Source organism: Oceaniglobus ichthyenteri (assembly GCF_003057885.1).
Taxonomy (GTDB): Bacteria; Pseudomonadota; Alphaproteobacteria; order Rhodobacterales; family Rhodobacteraceae; genus Oceaniglobus; species Oceaniglobus ichthyenteri.
Map to the genome: position 1 here is coordinate 468,156 of NZ_QAGK01000002.1, position 17,051 is coordinate 485,206.

Here is a 17,051-nt window from a genome sequence, read left to right on the forward strand (position 1 = left end):
TCACCGCTCCTTCAGCTTAACAGAATTGTTATAGATGTTCATGATCGTCGAAATCGACAGGCTGATCACCAAATAGAACAGCATCAGCAACAGCACCGATTCAATCGCGCGCCCTGTTTGGTTCAATGTGATACCCCCCAAAGTACCGGTCACATCCATATATCCCACCGCAATCGCGAGCGATGAGTTTTTGGTGATGTTCAGATATTGCGACACCAGCGGCGGGATGATCACGCGCAGGGCCTGTGGCAAAATCACCAAACTCATTATCCGGTTGGGGCGCAAACCCAGGGCGCCGGCCGCTTCTGTCTGCCCTTTGGAAATTGCCTGAATTCCGGCGCGCACGTTTTCGGCGATGAACGCCCCGGTATAGATTGCCAAGGCAAACCACAGCGCAATCAGCGAGCCGCGAATTTGGATCCCGTCCTGAAAGTTGAAGCCGCGCAATTCAGGGTATTCCAACCCGATCGGCCGCCCTAGAATGAAGTGTACCAAAAGTGTGGGTAAGAAAAACAACGCCACGCTGGGCCAAAAGGTTGGCACGATCCGGCCCGTATCAAACAGGGTTTTCATGGCATACTTTCGCAGCGCGAATATGCCAAGGATCGAAGCAACAAACGTCAGAATGACGATCCAGGCCCCCGGCCCCATCACGGGTGCGGGGATATAAACGCCGCGGTTGGTAAAGGCGACCGTATCCAGAAACATGGTTGATGTGGGGGTTTCACCGCGAAACGCACTGGGCGCAGGCAGGCTGACGGTCATGATCGAAAAGATGATCAGGATCCAGATCAGAACCGGCACATTGCGAAACGCCTCGACATAGACCGCCATGATCTTCCGCACGAGCCAATTGTTGGACAGGCGCATCACCCCGGCGAACACACCGATGATCGTCGCCGTTACACAGGCCAGAACCGCAACGATCAGCGTGTTCAGAATACCAACGACCGCCGCGCGCAAATGCGTGCTTTGGCTGTCGTATTCGATCGGGCGCTGGTTGATATCATAGCCCGACGCCGAACTGAGGAAATCATAGGAAATATCCAACCCCTGCGCGGCGAGGTTGCGCACCAGGTTCAGACCTAAAAACGCCATGGCCACAATCAGGGCCACCAGCGCAATGAATTGAAATGTATAGGATCGGTATCGGGTATCGCTCAACAGCATAGAAAGCCGGAACGAGCCCTGTTGCGGGTCGGTTAGTGTGGACATTTTGCCATCCCTGCGGCTGACCGGGTTCTGTGGTGGCGGCTTTTGCCGCTCGTTTGGTCCCGGGTCTGTTATCGTTTGGGCCAAAAGTGAAACGGGCGCAGGTTATCCCACGCCCGTTTCATCAGGCCTTAGCGGAACGGCGGCGCGTACAGCAGGCCGCCATTTGTCCACTGCGCGTTCAGACCGCGCGCAATGCCGATCGGTGTATTTTCACCGATGTTCTTTTCAAAGATTTCACCATAGTTGCCGCTGGCGGCAATGGCGTTTTTCGCCCAATCGGACTCAAGACCGATCATCGCGCCCAATTCGCCTTCGGTGCCCAACAGCCGGTTGATTTCGGGGTTGGTGCCGGGCGTTCCCGCCATGTCAGCCACATTGGCCGATGTGATGCCCAGTTCTTCGGCGGTGATCAGCGCGTTCAATGTCCACCGGGCGATATCGCCCCATTCGTTGTCACCGTGGCGCACCAGTGGGCCAAGAGGCTCTTTCGAGATGATTTCGGGCAAGACGACGTGATCGCCGGGGGCCTCGAAGGTGGCGCGGGTGGCGGCGAGGCCAGACGCGTCGGTGGTATAGGTGTCACAGGCACCGGCCAGATACTGCTGGATCGCTTCGGCGTTGGTTTCGATCGGCACCGGCTCATAGCTGATGTTGTTGGCGCGGAAGAAATCGGCCAGGTTCAATTCGGTCGTGGTGCCGGTCTGGATACACACGGTGGCGCCGTCCAGATCCTTGGCCGAGGTCACGCCAAGGCCCTTGGGCACCAGAAAGCCCTGACCGTCGTAATAGTTTACGCCAATGAAATCGAATTTCAGATCGGTGTCGCGGCTGAAGGTCCATGTGGTATTGCGCGCCAACACGTCGATTTCGCCCGATGCCAATGCGGTAAAGCGGGTTTTGCCGGTGGTCGGAATGAATTCAACAGCTTCGGGATCGCCCAGCACAGCGGCGGCAACCGCGCGGCAATAGGACACGTCAAATCCTTCCCAGCGGCCATTCGCGTCGGGCGCGCCGAACCCGGCCAGGCCGGTCACAACACCACAATTCAATGTGCCGCGTGCTTTCACATCGTCCAATGTCGCTGCGGCAGCAGCACCAGCCAACAGGCTGGATACCGTCAACGCACCGAGAAATACAGATTTTTTCATTTTTACCTCTTCCTGATTGTCCCACTTCCTCAACAAAAGTGGTTCATCCGGCCCTCCCTGGACCGAGATCTAGTATGTAAGAAACAGTTAAAGCTGTCTCATTACAGGGGCAAGTGTCTGCCGAGAGGTCACAAAAGGTCAAGGGTTTCATAACAGAAAGTGATGAAATTCCAGTCGTCTTACCCAAGGTAAGGCCTGTTTTCAAACCGGTTTGAAAAAGCGTTCAGCGATTCGCCAAGCTGACAAATCGGTGGGCATGGACGAAATCGGCCTTTTTTAGTGCGGCTTTGGCGGTGGCATCCTCATCATGGCCCCAAAGCTGGGCCTGCCACTCTTCGTCAAGGCGCGACAGGGCCCATGCCTGATCAGGGGTCAACCGGCCCTTGATCACCGCCAGCGCCAGAACGAACGATCCTGACAGGCTGACCAGATCGTGAAACCCGACCAGCGTGAAATCCGACATATCCGCCATTTGTCCGGTCAAAATACCCAAGGCAGACGGCGCCTGTGCAATCGGCATGACCCCGGATGTGATGCGCAGATCGGCCCCAAGATCCGTGCGCGCCCAATCAAGGATCGGATCCCACTGTTCGGTCTGACGCGCGATCAGGGTTTCGGGACCGGTGGCGCGATAACACAACAGATCGGTACCGGCATAATCGGCGATCATCGCTTCGACCGCGCCGCGTTGTGGGGCCACCTTATCCAGTGCGGCATTGGCGCTGCGGGTGTTGGGCATGGTCAGCGGATCAATCTTTTCGCTTTGGGCGTCCCATTCGGCGGCCACTGCCTGGGCCAGTGCAAGGGTGGGCAGGATCAGCTGCGCTTTGGCCGGGGTGCGCACGGGGCGCCCATCAAGGTGTATCGCATACCCCCCGCCCTCGGCCACGCAACTGGCCGATTTCCAAAACCGTTTTGCCGCCCATTCCGCCATTACAATTCCTCTTCAAACGGATCGACAGGCACATCCGACGGCAGCCACTCGACCTGCTCCCATGTACGCGCCATGTGATCGGGCAACGGCGCGGTTACCGTCATCACCGCGCCGGTGATCGGGTGTTCAAATGTCAGACTGCGCGCGTGCAGGTGCAATTTGCGGCTGATGTCACCGCCCAGTTGCGCGCCCCAGCCATCGCCCAGGTTTTCCTGACCCGATCCGCCGTATTTACCATCGCCCACAATCGGGTGGCCCATTTCGGCCATATGCGCGCGCAACTGGTGTGTGCGCCCGGTTACCGGCACCAACGCCAACCAGGACGCGCGCGCGCCAAGGGCCGACAGCACGGCGTAATCCGTCGTGGCGCGCTTGGCCCCTTCGGTGCGGTCCACCTCGGCGGGGTGAATGCACAGCATCTTTTCCGCCTCGCCCTTGGCGCCGTGGCCGGGGGCCTTGACCAGACCATATTTCACCGTCCCCATGCGCGGATGCGGCACACCGGCGACGGCGGCCCAGTAAATCTTGCGGGTGCCCCGGTGGCGCAATGCATCCGTCAGGCCCTTGGCCGCCATCCGCGTGCGCGCCAACAGCAACACGCCAGATGTGTCTTTGTCCAACCGGTGCACAAGGCGCGGTTTTTCATCATGGGTGCCTTGCAACGCCACAGACAAGCCGTCGACATGGCGCAACTGTTTGCTGCCACCTTGGGTCGGCAGACCGGCGGGTTTGTTCAACGCGATGATGTGATCGTCTTGCCAGATCACCGCCTCTTTCATCATCTGCGCATCGGCCTTGCTGACATGATTGGGGCGATCAACCGCCGGGCCGCGCGTTTCGGGCAGGGGCGGAATCCGCACCATTTGCCCCACGGCCAGACGTGTTGCCGGTTTTACCCGGCCCGAATCGACCCGGATTTCACCCTTGCGACACATCTTTTCGATCTGGATCTGGCTGACATGGGGAAATTTGCGGCGAAACCAGCGGTCCAGCCGCTGATCGCCCTCGTCTTCACCTACGTTCAGTGTTTGAACACCGCTCATCCCCATATCCCCCGTGCGGCCAGAATGCCGACAAACAATGCGCCCACTGCGCCTGAAACCGACAATACGACGTATAACGACGCGCTGCCAAATTGTCCCCGTTCGATCAGCGTCACCGTATCCAGTGAAAACGCCGAAAATGTGGTGAACCCGCCGAGCAGCCCGGTCATGATGAACGGGCTGAGATGGGTCATTGATTTTTGCGCCGCCCAGATGACGAAAACGCCCATCAGAAACGATCCCACGATATTTACCACCACCACGCCCCAGGGAAACCCGGGACCAAGCGCGCGCAACACAGCAAGGCTGGCCAGATACCGCGCAACCGCCCCCATCGAACCGCCAACGGCCACCTGAAAAACTGAGATCAACATGGGCGGTGCATCGCCCCACCCTGCCCCATTGTCAACCGCCCCGCTTGGCCCGCAAATTGGCAAACCAGGCCAGCCGCTTTTTTAGCTCGCGCTCGAAGCCACGTTCTACGGGCTGATACAGCGCCGGGCGGGCCATGCCATCGGGGAAATAGTTTTGCCCCGAAAACCCGTCTTCGGCGTCGTGATCATAGGCATAACCGGCCCCGTACCCCTGATCCTTCATTAACGACGTCGGCGCGTTCAGGATATGTTTCGGCGGCGGCGCGCTGCCGGTTTTCTTGGCCGCAACCCGCGCGCCCTTATAGGCGGCATAGCCCGCATTGGATTTCGGCGCCAGCGCCAGATACGTCACCGCCTGCCCCAGGGCCAATTCACCCTCGGGGCTGCCCAGCCTTTCAAAGGTTTGCCAGGCGGTCAGGCAAAACTGCTGGGCCTCGGGATCGGCAAGCCCGATATCTTCAATCGCCATACGCAGGATGCGGCGCGCCAGATACCGGGGGTCTTCCCCACCCTCAAGCATCCGCGCGAACCAATACAGCGCGGCGTCCGGGTCAGACCCGCGCACCGATTTATGCAGCGCCGAAATCAGATTGTAATGCTCATCGCCAGACTTGTCGTATTTCGCCGCCCGTTTCATCAGGCGTTTGGTCAATGCGCCAGTGTCCAGCGCCGTGTCGGTTTTCCACGCACTGATCTGTTCGATCAGGTTCAGCACCGCACGCCCATCGCCATCGGCCATGTCACGCAAGGCGCGGCGCGCGGCGGCCGTCAATGGCAAGGCGCGGCCCAATTCCGCCTCGGCCCGCTGAATCAGCAATTCCAGATCATCGTCCGACAACCGCTCTAACACCAAAACCTGTGCCCGAGACAAAAGCGCGGCATTCAATTCAAATGATGGATTCTCTGTTGTGGCCCCGACCAACAGAATCGTGCCATCCTCCATATGTGGAAGAAATCCATCCTGCTGCGCCTTGTTGAACCGGTGAATCTCATCAACAAACAGCAATGTTCCCTTGCCGTTTGCGCGCCGCATCTTGGCCGCTTCGAAAACCTTGCGCAGATCGGGCACGCCAGTAAAAATCGCGCTGATCTGGACGAAATGCAGATCAGTTTCATCCGCCAGAAGGCGGGCAATGGTGGTTTTGCCCACGCCGGGCGGCCCCCAAAAGACCAACGATGATAATGAGCCTGAGCTCAGCATCACGCCCAACGGCGCATCGGGGCCCAATACCTGTGCCTGTCCGATAACCTCGGCCAAGGCACGCGGGCGCAACCGGTCGGCCAAAGGGCGCGGCGCGGTTGATGAAACATCGGGTGTGGAAAACAGATCGGCCATGGCCACAGTTTAAGCGCCCGGGCCCGCGCGCGAAAGGTGCAATGCACCCCCTATGGCCCCGGTGATGGAAATGGGCGACCCTGGCAGGGGCCGCCCATCTGAATGGTGTTTACCCGATCCGTGGCAGACGAAGTCGGGCACGACAGAAATATGGAACGTTAGTGCAGGTGTTCGGCAAAGTTCATCGACACAACCTGATTGTTGACGCCTTCAATCTCCATCACCGGGCCCATTGCTGTCATGTCAACACCGACCCGTTTGGCCCAACGGGGCCAGTTGGCGTTGAGCAGCGTCAGACAGCTTGTCGCGCCTTGGTCACGGGCGGCCTTGGCCAATTCCATGACCAACCGCGCATGAACCAGACGCCGCCGGTTGGCCGGCACATTGTGTGCGACAAACAAACGGCTGCTTTCCCACACATGTTCGCCCACCGGTGCCTCGTCATACAACAGGCAAGACGGGATCGTGTCGAGCAATCCGCGCTGCGCATCGCGGATCATGTAAGAATACATACCGCATTTCGCCGTGGTCGGGGTCAGGCGGTTACCCGCCATGACCTGACCCAGTTCATCATGAACAACCACCCAACGGCTGGCGGGCGTGTCGTATTGATCATACTCCATGCCCATGGCCTCTGGCAGGTCCCATTTGTTATGTTCGATGAACAGTTCGCGCCGCGCCCGGAACATGTTGGCGAACAGTTCGCCGTGAGCGTGGATATTGGCAAAGGAAAGAGTGGTGGTCTGCATTTTGAGCCTCCAAAACAGAATCTTGGGAACATCCCCGTCTTCCATCTAAGGGCGAATCTGCGTTAGGTGTAACAACCTTAAAGTAGATTATTCTCCTTTGCCCGCTGAATCGCCTCGGCCGTTGTCCGAGCCAAAAGACGATCCCGCGCACCGGCCAATCTGAGCTTTAATGCGCTTTCCGATATGCCTAAAAATTCAGCAGCGGCCGCATGGCGCATCCCATCCGCGATACATTTCAACGCCTGGGTTTGTGCTTTGGTCAGACGTTGGCGCGGATCGCTCATATCATGAAGAATCGCCACCAGCCGGGCAAGTTCGGCCATCTCATGATCTTCGAATTCGCGATCCGACCGTGCCATGCTGCACACGGTGCGCGACCGAATCGGCCCATGGGAAATTGTCGCGCCATAGTTCAGACCGAACTGCCGGGCCTTTTTGAAAATACCAAACGGATCGGGGATTCTCCGATTGCTCCAACGTGTCGTGCCCGTGGCACTGAACGACCAGGCGGTCATCGGATCACGCAACACGTACCCATTTTCGGTGTAATGGTTGATCCAGGCCGGATCATAGGTTTGAAACATCATCACTGGCGATGTGAATCGGATGTGCAACGCCAAAAAATACCCCGCCTCGGCGTAGGGATCGAGTTTTTTCAGTTCTTCATCAAAAAGGCGCTGCTCAAACATTTGATCTATTTGCACTGCCAACACACAGGAAATCAACAACATTACAACCAAACGCTGCGAAATGACCAATATGTCTCAACTGCAGGGCGAAACCGCCAATCCCGTATCAAATGGCCAAAAAAAGACATGTCGCTATTTCGTGTTGGCCAGCAATTGATCAAACTACCAGTTGATCAATCGCCTTCGATCCATCGCACAAAATCCAAACGCTGCGCGCCCTCCAACTGTAGTCTTGTGAAGATGTCTTCCTCAGAACCATCGTCGGCCCCTTTGGCATCCTGCATGGCGCGGCGCAGGTCGTTCTTCGCCTCATTCATGCGTCCGAGTTTCATAAGAGCCACGGCCCGTTCAAGGAAAATTCTTGTTCTTTCATTTCGATCTCCAGGGGAAATCCACAAAGACAGGCTGATGGAGCAATACCGAAGCTTTTTCTCCGCATTCTTCCGTTCTTTGATGCAGGCTGACGCAGCCAGGCTTCCTGTCATGCCAACAAGCCAAATGATCAAAAACAGCCCCGCAGCCAGTGATATCGCCCATCTTCGCAGTCTGGTATCGTATTGAACCGTCATGACGTCAGAATGCTCTCTAACCCTAAGGGCAGCAAGGAGAAGTGTTCCAAAATTGCTTGCTTGAAAGCACTTTTCTGAAAGCTTCCTCTGAGCTCAGCCTTGAGCGCAATAGGAACCAGCGAAGATAGAGCTTCAGATATTTCGACGCTGGACCTTTGAACGGGCGCATGAATTCATCGTAGCGAGAATGAAGCGAGTTCAAATTCTGAATGTGGAAGGCCTTTTCAACGACCCTCTGGCCCGGCTTGTTGCTCAGGACATGATGCACCATTCCGTTCTTTGTTGAAAAGCGTGCGTATGCCGCTGCACCGTCAGTGCAAAGGGCTGCATCCGTTGCGACGACCGGACTGAGAGCAGAGTCGATGAGAGGTATGCTCCTGTTTTTGATCCGCTCGAGAAACCGACGGCCAGAGCGGTCTGTGATTGTGAGAAGCGGCAGCTGCCAACGAGACAGTCCTCGTTTCATCTTCACGCGTCCGCTTTTATAAGCATACCATTGATGGCGTGGCGGGCGCGGGTATAGGGATGGATTTTGGCGATGCAAAACCCACTCCCGTGATCCCTTGCGGCTTTCACGCTGGTGGGTTTCATCGACTTCAACGATGCCGCTGAACTTGGTGTCAGCGGCCATGGCCTACAGTTTCCAAAATCAACATTCTCCATCGCCAGATAGTGTCCTTGGTTTTACCGAGCGAAAATGCCATTTTCCAGCAGGATCGTGGCCTGCCGGAAAACATATCTGGAACGACTTCGAGAAACAGGTCATGGCGGTGGATGCCGCAAATCGTAGTTCCAGTAAGACCAGTATAGGTCTTCAGGCATCCGCTGCACCGGAAGCGCTGAACTCCGGTTCGGGTTTGCTCCCATTTTTGCCTTCGGCAGCTTCCACAGTGTGGACACGTGCTGTCTCTCTCAGCTCGCCCTTCTATTTCGGACAAAGATGCACGTGCCCGACGGACATCCATCGTGCTCGAAAGCAAATCTTTGATCTGGTTCGCATTCAGCTGCAGCAGTTGATCAAAGCAGAGATCGAAACAGGTGCTGATTTACTTGCGCGGGGTTCGCTTTGGCCATTTGTCCTCCGAGAGTTGCTCGAAAGGTCATATTGGCCGACTTTTCTCAGCGAGAAGGGCCCAACACGATTTAGCTACATGGCCAAAAAAAACCCCGCAAAAGCGGGGTTTTTTCTAATCTATCATTCGGCGTCTTCTGCTTCCAACCTGGCGCGGTCTGCGGCGCCTTTGGCATCGGGGTCGCGATCGACCAGTTCGATGATCGCCATTGGCGCCATGTCACCGTAGCGAAATCCAGCCTTGAGAACCCGGCAATATCCGCCCTGACGCTCGGCATAACGCGGACCAAGAACCTCAAACAGTTTTGCAACATCCTTGTCTTGCTTCAACTGCGAAGCGGCCTGACGGCGGGCGTGCAAATCGCCGCGCTTGCCCAGCGTGATCAACTTGTCGATGATCCGCTTCAGCTCTTTCGCCTTGGGCAGAGTGGTTTTGATTTGTTCATGTTCGATCAGCGAACCGGACATGTTGGAAAACAACGCTTTGCGGTGTTCGTGGGTGCGGTTCAGGCGGCGATAGCCTCGTGCGTGGCGCATGTGTCTTACTCCGATAAAGGCCCTCTACGGGCGATTTTACTTTGTCTGGGGCCCCATGCGTGGCGGAACCCTCTCCTTGGGGTGTGGCGAAGTCAGGTGCCACACCCATCGTGATATCTGGCGGGTCTACCCCGCCAGACACATCAGAATTGATCTTCGAACTTTTTTGCCAGATCTTCGATGTTTTCTGGCGGCCATTCTTCAACGTCCATGCCCAGATGCAAGCCCATCCCTGACAACACTTCCTTGATTTCGTTCAAGGATTTGCGACCAAAGTTGGGGGTGCGCAGCATTTCCGCCTCGGTTTTCTGGATCAGATCGCCAATATACACGATATTGTCGTTCTTCAGGCAGTTGGCCGAACGCACTGACAATTCCAACTCGTCCACCTTCTTGAGAAGCAGCGGGTTGAATTCCAGACCGTCATCATCGCTGTCTGTACGGGCCGATTCCGGCTCATCAAAGTTCACGAAAATGCTCAGCTGATCCTGAAGGATCCGCGCCGCATAGGCCACGGCATCATCGGGCGTCACCGATCCGTCGGTTTCCAGTTTCAGGGTCAGTTTGTCATAATCCAGCACTTGCCCCTCACGGGTGGGCTGAACATCGTATGACACCTTTTTGACCGGCGAATAGATCGCATCAATCGGCATCAGGCCGATGGGCGCATCCTCGGGGCGGTTCTTGTCGGCGGAAACATAGCCTTTGCCGGTATTCACGGTCAGTTCCATGAACAGATCGGCGCCGTCGTCCAAGTGACAGATCACGTGGTCCTTGTTCAAAACCTCGATGCCGGCCGACTCGGAAATATCGCCTGCGGTCACAATCTGTGGGCCACGGGCCGAAATCGTAACGCGCTTGGGGCCTTCCACTTCCATGCGGATGGCGACGCCTTTCAGGTTCAGCACGATGTCGGTCACATCTTCGCGCACACCGGCAATCGACGAAAACTCGTGCAACACGTTGTCGATCTGTACGCTGGTGATTGCGGCCCCTTGCAGCGAGCTCATCAAAATGCGACGCAGGGCATTGCCGAGAGTCAGACCAAAACCACGCTCAAGCGGTTCTGCGATGACAGTCGCCTGCCGCTGGCGATCATTGCCTGGCTTTACAACCAGTTGCGATGGCTTGATCAGTTCTGCCCAATTTTTATGGATCATGCGTATCTCCTCAATTCACGTCTGCGGCCCATGTCCCCGGCAACAGACAACCCGAGGTAAAAATGACGCGCGCAGGCCACGGGGAACCATGACCTGCACGTGTTTCGATATTAAATCAGACCCGGCGGCGTTTGGGCGGGCGACACCCGTTGTGAGCCATCGGCGTCACATCACGGATCGAGGTGATGTTCAGACCAACGGCGGCCAAAGCGCGCAGCGCACTTTCACGGCCAGAACCGGGGCCCTGCACTTCGACTTCCAAAGTGCGCACACCGTGTTCTTGTGCCTTCTTGGCTGCATCTTCTGCGGCCATCTGTGCGGCGTAGGGGGTGGATTTCCGCGATCCCTTGAACCCGCAGGTACCGGCAGACGACCATGAAATGGCGTTGCCCTGTACATCGGAAATCAGGATCTTGGTGTTGTTGAATGAGGAATTCACATGAGCAACGCCAGCGGCGATGTTCTTGGAGACCTTCTTTTTAACGCGACGTTCACGTGCCATATCGGGTGCTCCTTACTTCTTCTTGCCAGCAATGGCTTTTGCGGGGCCTTTGCGCGTGCGCGCATTGGTATGGGTCCGCTGGCCGCGCACAGGCAGGTTCCGGCGGTGACGCAGACCACGATAGCACCCAAGATCCATCAAACGCTTGATGTTCATCTGGGTTTCGCGGCGCAGGTCGCCTTCGACGGTGAAGTTGGCATCGATATGTTCGCGAATCGAAAGGATTTCGGCGTCGGACAATTCATTGACCCGGCGGGAAAAATCGATGTTCACGGCTTCGCAAATGGATTTGGCCGAGCTTGGGCCAATTCCGGTGATATAGGTCAGGGCGATTGGAACCCGCTTTGCAGTCGGGATATTTACGCCGGCAATACGTGCCACGTGGTATTTCCTTTTTCGTTGCGGACCCGTGATCCCAGGCCCTTTTTTCACAACGCAAGCCCGAGACGTAATCCGCCCCGGACTGCATAATTTCTATAATCCGTAAAATTTGGTTGAAAACCCGATCTTACCATTCCCACAGGGGATGTGGCGCTTTAGTCGCGAATCGCCCGAGGGTCAAGCCCCCTAACCGATTAACGCGGCCAAAGCTCTGTTTCCGGTATCAACCGGCTGACGCCTGCCCGGAATATTGGTAAAACGGCCGGCCACCCGAAACCTCATTTCTTATCCAGAATGTCGCGGATCTGTCCGGCAATGGCATCAATCTCGCCCAGACCATCAATCGACTTCAACTCGCCCTTGGCATAGTAATAGCCGATCAGCGGAGATGTTTTCTTGTAATATTCCATAAGACGATTGCGCAATGACTCTTCGTTGTCATCCGCCCGGCGTTTGAAATCAGATGCACCACACTTGGAGCATTTTCCATCTGTCGGCTGCGGTTTGGTCAGATCATTATAGACTTCGCCACAGGCACCGCAGGTCGAGCGGGCCACGATCCGCGCCACCAACGCGCTGTCGTCGACTTGCATCTCGATCACCGCGTCCAACGTGGTGCCGTGCTTTGCCAACAACTCACCCAACGCATCCGCTTGGCGCAATGTGCGCGGGAACCCGTCAAAGATGAATCCGCCGCCGTGATCCTGCTCCAGCTTTTCTTCGATCAGGCCGATCACGATTTCATCTGTCACCAGACCGCCGCGATCCATCACATCGGCAACAACCTGGCCCATTTCCGTACCCGACGTGCGGGCCTCGCGCAGCATGTCACCGGTGGAAAGTTGGATCATGTTACGCTCATCGACCAGACGACGCGCCTGCGTGCCCTTGCCCGCCCCCGGGGGGCCTAAAAGGATGATATTCATCGTCTGCTTGTCCCTTTTTTACCACCACGCTTTTTGCCGCGCAGTTGCGATTTTTCGATCAGCCCCTCGTATTGATGGGCCAGCAGGTGGGATTGAACCTGTTGGATCGTATCCATCGTCACGCTGACGACGATCAAAACCGAAGTTCCCCCAAAGTAGAACGGAATCGCCAATTCACTGCGCAGGATTTCGGGCAAAAGACACACCGCCGCCAGATAAGCCGACCCCAGTACCAAAAGCCGCGCCACGACATAATCAAGGTATTCTTCGGTCTTTTTGCCGGGGCGGATGCCGGGAATGAACCCGTTTTGGTTTTGCAGGTTCTCTGCCACATCCTCGGTTTTGAACGCCACGTTGGCTGTGTAGAAATACGTGAAGAACACGATCATGCTGGTGAAGAACAGGAAGTACAGCGGCTGGCCCGGACCGAAATAGGCCAGGATTGTCGACATCACAGGCCCGGTCTGCTCACCGCTGAACGTCGCCAGCGTTGTGGGCAACAGCAACAGCGAACTGGCAAAGATGGCCGGAATCACGCCAGCCGGGTTCACCTTGACCGGCAGGTGCGACGAGCCACCGTCATAAACCTTCATACCCACCTGACGACGGGGATATTGGATGTGGATCTTGCGCAGCGCGCGTTCCATGAACACCACAAAGGCAATGACGCCAACGATCATCAGGATGACCCCGACAATCACAATCGGGCTGATCGCGCCGCTGCGCCCCGAGGCAAAGAACTGCGCCAATGCGGCCGGCACTTCGGCAATGATGCCAACAAAGATGATCAGCGAAATACCGTTGCCGATCCCACGCTGGGTGATCTGTTCGCCAAGCCACATCAAAAACATCGTGCCCCCGACAAGGGTGATCACACAGGACGCCTGAAAGAACAGGCCCGGATCGGTGACAAGCCCGCCCGCCTCAAGGCTGCGCGCCAGGCCATACGCCTGAAATGTCGCCAGGAACACCGTGCCATAGCGGGTGTACTGGTTGATCTTCTTGCGCCCCTGCTCGCCTTCTTTTTTGAGCTGCTCAAGCTTGGGCACCATGGCTGTCATCAACTGAATGATGATCGACGCCGAAATATATGGCATGATCCCCAGGGCGAAAACACCCATCCGCGAAATCGCACCGCCGGTGAACATGTTCAGCATGCCGCCCAAACCGGCGCTTGCCGCGTCCATGAATTGCCGCAACTCGGCCCCGTCGATACCGGGCACCGGAATATAAGTGCCGATACGGTAAACGATAAGAAGACCAAGGGTAAACAGGATGCGGGCGCGCAGCTCGGTCGCCTTACCAAAGGCGCCCCAGCTCATGTTCGCGGCCATTTGCTCGGCTGCTGATGCCATAAGGGATCTCTTTCATGCAGAACGCCGCGGATCGGTTTCCCGGTTCACGCGGCGTTAGGAAAACGTTGGGGCAGATGTAAGCGGCGCGCGCGCCGCTCACAACCTCTTATTCAGCGGCTGTCGCCACTGTGAGGCTGCCGCCTGCCTTCTCGACCGCCTCAATGGCGGATTTGCTGGCGCCGGTGACAGTGATCTTCACCGCGCTGGTGATCTCACCCTTGGCCAACACGCGAATGCCGTCCAACTTGCGGCGCACAACACCCGAATCAACCAATTCGGTTTCGGTGATTTCGTTGCCCAGTTTGCCCAGATCAACGAATTTCTGGATCATGCCCAGGTTGATCACTGCGAATTCCTTGCGATTCGGCTTGTTGAAGCCACGCTTGGGAAGACGCTGGTAAAGCGGCATTTGGCCGCCTTCAAAACCCTTGATCGCAACGCCCGAACGAGACTTTTGCCCCTTGATGCCCCGGCCACCGGTTTTACCCATGCCCGAACCGGCACCACGGCCAACGCGCTTGCGCTTTTTGGTCGCGCCTGGATTGTCGTGAAGTTCATTCAATTTCATGTCGCTTACTCCTTATGCCGGACGCATGCCCCCAGCGACGGGAGCGGCACGGCCACGGCTTTGCGTGAATCATGGCCCGGATGGCCACCGAGGGCGTATAGACCAGCTGACGATGTGGTTCAAGTAGCTCTTTGCCGCACGCCAAGGTCTGAAATCGTAAAACGCCTGCCAGAGGCACCGGAACCATTGGTAGCAATCGCACAACGTAAAACGGCGCCCAAATCAATGAGCGCCGTTTATCAATGCCGGAACGGAAAAGCGATTAACCGCGCTCTTCGATGATTTTCACCATGTGCGGGATCGCATTGACCATGCCGCGGACCGAAGGTGTATCCTCCAATTCGCGGGTCTTGTGCATTTTGTTCAATCCCAGACCGATCAGCGTCTTGCGCTGAACTTCGGGGCGGCGGATCGGGGAACCGATCTGTTTGACGACGATGGTTTTTGCCATGACAGGGCTCCTTATGCGTCTGTGGTTTCAGCTTCGGCCGTGGCGATGGCCGAGGTTGGGTTGTCGTGCTTGGGCAGGATATCAGCCACTTTCTTACCACGACGCTGGGCCACCGAACGGGGGCTTGCTTCGTTGGTCAGACCGTCCATGGTTGCGCGGATCATGTTGTAAGGGTTTTGCGACCCCAAAGATTTCGCGACAACGTCCTGAACGCCCAGCATTTCGAACACGGCACGCATCGGACCACCGGCGATGATGCCGGTACCCTGGGGTGCGGTGCGCATGAACACCTTGCCCGCACCGTGGCGACCATGGGTGTCATGGTGCAATGTGCGACCGTCGCGCAAAGGTACGCGAATCATCTGACGCTTGGCCTGCTCGGTGGCTTTGCGGATCGCTTCGGGTACTTCCTTGGCTTTACCTTTGCCAAATCCGACACGGCCACGCTGATCACCAACCACCACGAGGGCCGCAAAACCAAAGCGCTTACCGCCTTTTACCGTTTTGGACACACGGTTGATCGCAACAAGGCGATCGGCAAATTCGGGGGTTTCGTCGCGCTGGTTGCGGCGACCGCCACCACGATTGTCATCTCTTGCCATTCAAAGGCTCCTTACGATGTGCCCAAACGGGCGAATTGCACAATCCAAGTGGGCGAACCCCCGGATCATCGAGGCGACATTGGCCGCCTTCATGTGAAACGGCCCCGATTCAAACCGGGGCCGCCAATATCAGAACTTCAGACCGCCTTCGCGGGCCGCATCGGCCAAGGCTTTGACCTTACCGTGGAACAGAAAACCGCCCCGATCAAAGTAAACGTTTTCAACACCGGCGGCTTTCGCACGTTCGGCGATGGTGCTGCCTACTTTCGCGGCGGCCTCAACGTTGTTCTTGCCCACAATGCCCAGATCCTTCTCGAGGGAAGAAGCCGAAGCCAAAGTTACGCCTTTTACATCGTCGATCAACTGAACACTGATGTTCTTGTTGCTGCGATGTACGGAAAGACGAACGCGCCCGGCGTTCATTTTCCGCAGTTTGTTCCGGACGCGCAGGCGGCGCTTCAGAAACAGATCTCTTTTGCTGTTTGCCATTTTTCGCGTCCTTACTTCTTCTTGCCTTCCTTGCGGAAGATGAACTCACCCTTGTGACGAATACCTTTGCCCTTATAGGGCTCGGGCTTGCGCCATTCGCGGATGTTTGCAGCCACCTGACCGACAAGCTGTTGATCAATACCTTCCAGCACGATTTCCGTGGGCTTGGGAACCACGACGCTGACACCTTCGGGAACTTCGAACTCAACATCATGGGAATACCCAAGGTTGAGGCGCAGAACCTTGCCTTGCAGCGCGGCACGATAGCCAACACCCTGAATTTCAAGCTCGCGCTTGAAACCGGTGGTGACACCCGTGACCAGGTTTTCCACCATCGAACGGGTCATGCCCCACTGTTGGCGCGCCCGCTTGGACGTGCCGCGGGGTGTGATCGAAATGCTGCCGTCTTCAACAGTCATTGTCACATCATCGGTTGCGGTGAACGTGCGGGTGCCTTTCGGCCCCTTCACTTCGATGGTCTGGCCCGAGACTGAGGCGCTTGCGCCGTCGCCCAGGGTAACTGGTTTTTTACCAATACGAGACATTCAAACGCTCCTTAGAATACGGTGCAAAGCACTTCGCCGCCAATATTGGCGCTGCGTGCATTCGCATCCGACATCACGCCGCGAGACGTGGAGACAATTGAGACACCCAGACCCTGGCGAACCGAAGGCAGATTTTCGGCGCCCATGTACACGCGTCGACCGGGCGTCGAAACACGCTTGATCTCGCGAATAACCGGAGTGCCTTCGTAATACTTAAGGCTGATCTCCAGCGCCGGGTGGCCATCTTTGCCGGTGGCTTTTTCATAGCCGCGAATGTAACCTTCGTCGGCCAGAACGTCCAAAACCCAAGCGCGCAATTTCGACGCCGGAGTCAGAACCGTGGATTTACCGCGCATCTGGCTGTTGCGGATACGGGTGAGCATATCGCCGATAGGATCGTTCATAC

Annotated in this window: 22 protein-coding genes; all 22 read right to left on the reverse strand. The window is 56.8% G+C overall.

What is annotated here, in order from left to right; all coding sequences use genetic code 11:
• Complete coding sequence (locus C8265_RS05220) at positions 1-1,215, reverse strand: amino acid ABC transporter permease (protein ID WP_108482908.1); 1,215 nt, start codon at positions 1,213-1,215, stop codon at positions 1-3.
• 128 nt (positions 1,216-1,343) lie between these two features.
• Positions 1,344-2,363: an amino acid ABC transporter substrate-binding protein gene (locus C8265_RS05225; protein ID WP_108482909.1), complete on the reverse strand. Its 1,020-nt coding sequence runs from the start codon at positions 2,361-2,363 to the stop codon at positions 1,344-1,346.
• A gap of 223 nt (positions 2,364-2,586) precedes the next feature.
• Positions 2,587-3,297 (reverse strand): ATP12 family chaperone protein, encoded by a 711-nt coding sequence (locus C8265_RS05230; RefSeq protein ID WP_108482910.1) that lies wholly within the window; start codon positions 3,295-3,297, stop codon positions 2,587-2,589.
• Positions 3,297-4,340, reverse strand: coding sequence for an RluA family pseudouridine synthase (locus C8265_RS05235; RefSeq protein WP_108482911.1), 1,044 nt, complete (start codon positions 4,338-4,340; stop codon positions 3,297-3,299). The genes C8265_RS05230 and C8265_RS05235 overlap by 1 nt, the downstream gene beginning before the upstream one ends.
• Complete coding sequence (gene crcB / locus C8265_RS05240) at positions 4,337-4,714, reverse strand: fluoride efflux transporter CrcB (protein ID WP_108482912.1); 378 nt, start codon at positions 4,712-4,714, stop codon at positions 4,337-4,339. Before crcB ends, C8265_RS05235 begins: the two co-directional genes overlap by 4 nt.
• A 31-nt stretch (positions 4,715-4,745) precedes the next feature.
• Positions 4,746-6,050 carry a replication-associated recombination protein A gene (locus C8265_RS05245; protein WP_108482913.1) on the reverse strand — a complete coding sequence of 435 codons (1,305 nt, stop codon included), beginning with the start codon at positions 6,048-6,050 and terminating at the stop codon, positions 4,746-4,748.
• 158 nt (positions 6,051-6,208) lie between these two features.
• Positions 6,209-6,799, reverse strand: coding sequence for an acyl-homoserine-lactone synthase (locus tag C8265_RS05250; protein ID WP_108482994.1), 591 nt, complete (start codon positions 6,797-6,799; stop codon positions 6,209-6,211).
• Between the two features lie 77 nt (positions 6,800-6,876).
• Positions 6,877-7,488, reverse strand: coding sequence for an autoinducer binding domain-containing protein (locus tag C8265_RS05255; protein WP_108482995.1), 612 nt, complete (start codon positions 7,486-7,488; stop codon positions 6,877-6,879).
• A gap of 173 nt (positions 7,489-7,661) precedes the next feature.
• Positions 7,662-7,973 (reverse strand): hypothetical protein, encoded by a 312-nt coding sequence (locus tag C8265_RS19300; RefSeq protein ID WP_126623144.1) that lies wholly within the window; start codon positions 7,971-7,973, stop codon positions 7,662-7,664.
• Between the two features lie 106 nt (positions 7,974-8,079).
• The gene (locus C8265_RS05260) at positions 8,080-8,688 is read right to left on the reverse strand and encodes an IS1595 family transposase (protein ID WP_108482914.1); all 609 of its coding nucleotides are present in this window, start codon (positions 8,686-8,688) and stop codon (positions 8,080-8,082) included.
• Positions 8,689-9,252: 564 nt separating this feature from the next.
• Positions 9,253-9,666, reverse strand: a complete 414-nt coding sequence (gene rplQ, locus C8265_RS05265) for a 50S ribosomal protein L17 (RefSeq protein WP_108482915.1) — start codon at positions 9,664-9,666, stop codon at positions 9,253-9,255.
• Positions 9,667-9,809: 143 nt separating this feature from the next.
• The gene (locus C8265_RS05270; protein WP_108482916.1) at positions 9,810-10,826 is read right to left on the reverse strand and encodes a DNA-directed RNA polymerase subunit alpha; all 1,017 of its coding nucleotides are present in this window, start codon (positions 10,824-10,826) and stop codon (positions 9,810-9,812) included.
• A gap of 115 nt (positions 10,827-10,941) precedes the next feature.
• Positions 10,942-11,328, reverse strand: a complete 387-nt coding sequence (rpsK, locus tag C8265_RS05275; RefSeq protein ID WP_108482917.1) for a 30S ribosomal protein S11 — start codon at positions 11,326-11,328, stop codon at positions 10,942-10,944.
• Between the two features lie 12 nt (positions 11,329-11,340).
• Positions 11,341-11,709, reverse strand: coding sequence for a 30S ribosomal protein S13 (gene rpsM / locus C8265_RS05280; protein ID WP_108482918.1), 369 nt, complete (start codon positions 11,707-11,709; stop codon positions 11,341-11,343).
• A 278-nt stretch (positions 11,710-11,987) separates the two neighbouring features.
• Positions 11,988-12,635, reverse strand: coding sequence for an adenylate kinase (locus tag C8265_RS05285; RefSeq protein ID WP_108482919.1), 648 nt, complete (start codon positions 12,633-12,635; stop codon positions 11,988-11,990).
• Positions 12,632-13,990, reverse strand: a complete 1,359-nt coding sequence (gene secY / locus C8265_RS05290; RefSeq protein ID WP_108482920.1) for a preprotein translocase subunit SecY — start codon at positions 13,988-13,990, stop codon at positions 12,632-12,634. Before secY ends, C8265_RS05285 begins: the two co-directional genes overlap by 4 nt.
• Before the next feature lie 106 nt (positions 13,991-14,096).
• A complete protein-coding gene (rplO, locus tag C8265_RS05295) occupies positions 14,097-14,558 on the reverse strand; it encodes a 50S ribosomal protein L15 (RefSeq protein WP_108482921.1) in 462 nt (153 codons plus the stop codon).
• 262 nt (positions 14,559-14,820) lie between these two features.
• Positions 14,821-15,009, reverse strand: coding sequence for a 50S ribosomal protein L30 (gene rpmD / locus C8265_RS05300; RefSeq protein ID WP_108482922.1), 189 nt, complete (start codon positions 15,007-15,009; stop codon positions 14,821-14,823).
• Positions 15,010-15,020: 11 nt separating this feature from the next.
• On the reverse strand, positions 15,021-15,611 hold the full coding sequence (rpsE, locus tag C8265_RS05305) for a 30S ribosomal protein S5 (RefSeq protein WP_108482923.1): 591 nt from the start codon (positions 15,609-15,611) through the stop codon (positions 15,021-15,023).
• A gap of 129 nt (positions 15,612-15,740) precedes the next feature.
• Positions 15,741-16,100, reverse strand: coding sequence for a 50S ribosomal protein L18 (rplR, locus tag C8265_RS05310; RefSeq protein ID WP_108482924.1), 360 nt, complete (start codon positions 16,098-16,100; stop codon positions 15,741-15,743).
• A gap of 11 nt (positions 16,101-16,111) precedes the next feature.
• The gene (rplF, locus tag C8265_RS05315; protein ID WP_108482925.1) at positions 16,112-16,645 is read right to left on the reverse strand and encodes a 50S ribosomal protein L6; all 534 of its coding nucleotides are present in this window, start codon (positions 16,643-16,645) and stop codon (positions 16,112-16,114) included.
• A gap of 11 nt (positions 16,646-16,656) precedes the next feature.
• Positions 16,657-17,049 carry a 30S ribosomal protein S8 gene (gene rpsH / locus C8265_RS05320; protein ID WP_108482926.1) on the reverse strand — a complete coding sequence of 131 codons (393 nt, stop codon included), beginning with the start codon at positions 17,047-17,049 and terminating at the stop codon, positions 16,657-16,659.
• Positions 17,050-17,051: the final 2 nt, after the last annotated feature.

Excerpts from the sequence above, each read along its gene's own strand:
- C8265_RS05220 (WP_108482908.1), bottom strand. The coding sequence starts at position 1,215 with ATGTCCACACTAACCGACCCGCAACAGGGCTCGTTCCGGCTTTCTATG.
- C8265_RS05225 (WP_108482909.1), bottom strand. The coding sequence starts at position 2,363 with ATGAAAAAATCTGTATTTCTCGGTGCGTTGACGGTATCCAGCCTGTTG.
- C8265_RS05230 (WP_108482910.1), bottom strand. The coding sequence starts at position 3,297 with ATGGCGGAATGGGCGGCAAAACGGTTTTGGAAATCGGCCAGTTGCGTG.
- C8265_RS05235 (WP_108482911.1), bottom strand. The coding sequence starts at position 4,340 with ATGAGCGGTGTTCAAACACTGAACGTAGGTGAAGACGAGGGCGATCAG.
- crcB (WP_108482912.1), bottom strand. The coding sequence starts at position 4,714 with ATGTTGATCTCAGTTTTTCAGGTGGCCGTTGGCGGTTCGATGGGGGCG.
- C8265_RS05245 (WP_108482913.1), bottom strand. The coding sequence starts at position 6,050 with ATGGCCGATCTGTTTTCCACACCCGATGTTTCATCAACCGCGCCGCGC.
- C8265_RS05250 (WP_108482994.1), bottom strand. The coding sequence starts at position 6,799 with ATGCAGACCACCACTCTTTCCTTTGCCAATATCCACGCTCACGGCGAA.
- C8265_RS05255 (WP_108482995.1), bottom strand. The coding sequence starts at position 7,488 with ATGTTTGAGCAGCGCCTTTTTGATGAAGAACTGAAAAAACTCGATCCC.
- C8265_RS19300 (WP_126623144.1), bottom strand. The coding sequence starts at position 7,973 with ATGACAGGAAGCCTGGCTGCGTCAGCCTGCATCAAAGAACGGAAGAAT.
- C8265_RS05260 (WP_108482914.1), bottom strand. The coding sequence starts at position 8,688 with ATGGCCGCTGACACCAAGTTCAGCGGCATCGTTGAAGTCGATGAAACC.
- rplQ (WP_108482915.1), bottom strand. The coding sequence starts at position 9,666 with ATGCGCCACGCACGAGGCTATCGCCGCCTGAACCGCACCCACGAACAC.
- C8265_RS05270 (WP_108482916.1), bottom strand. The coding sequence starts at position 10,826 with ATGATCCATAAAAATTGGGCAGAACTGATCAAGCCATCGCAACTGGTT.
- rpsK (WP_108482917.1), bottom strand. The coding sequence starts at position 11,328 with ATGGCACGTGAACGTCGCGTTAAAAAGAAGGTCTCCAAGAACATCGCC.
- C8265_RS05285 (WP_108482919.1), bottom strand. The coding sequence starts at position 12,635 with ATGAATATCATCCTTTTAGGCCCCCCGGGGGCGGGCAAGGGCACGCAG.
- secY (WP_108482920.1), bottom strand. The coding sequence starts at position 13,990 with ATGGCATCAGCAGCCGAGCAAATGGCCGCGAACATGAGCTGGGGCGCC.
- rplO (WP_108482921.1), bottom strand. The coding sequence starts at position 14,558 with ATGAAATTGAATGAACTTCACGACAATCCAGGCGCGACCAAAAAGCGC.
- rpmD (WP_108482922.1), bottom strand. The coding sequence starts at position 15,009 with ATGGCAAAAACCATCGTCGTCAAACAGATCGGTTCCCCGATCCGCCGC.
- rpsE (WP_108482923.1), bottom strand. The coding sequence starts at position 15,611 with ATGGCAAGAGATGACAATCGTGGTGGCGGTCGCCGCAACCAGCGCGAC.
- rplR (WP_108482924.1), bottom strand. The coding sequence starts at position 16,100 with ATGGCAAACAGCAAAAGAGATCTGTTTCTGAAGCGCCGCCTGCGCGTC.
- rplF (WP_108482925.1), bottom strand. The coding sequence starts at position 16,645 with ATGTCTCGTATTGGTAAAAAACCAGTTACCCTGGGCGACGGCGCAAGC.
- rpsH (WP_108482926.1), bottom strand. The coding sequence starts at position 17,049 with ATGAACGATCCTATCGGCGATATGCTCACCCGTATCCGCAACAGCCAG.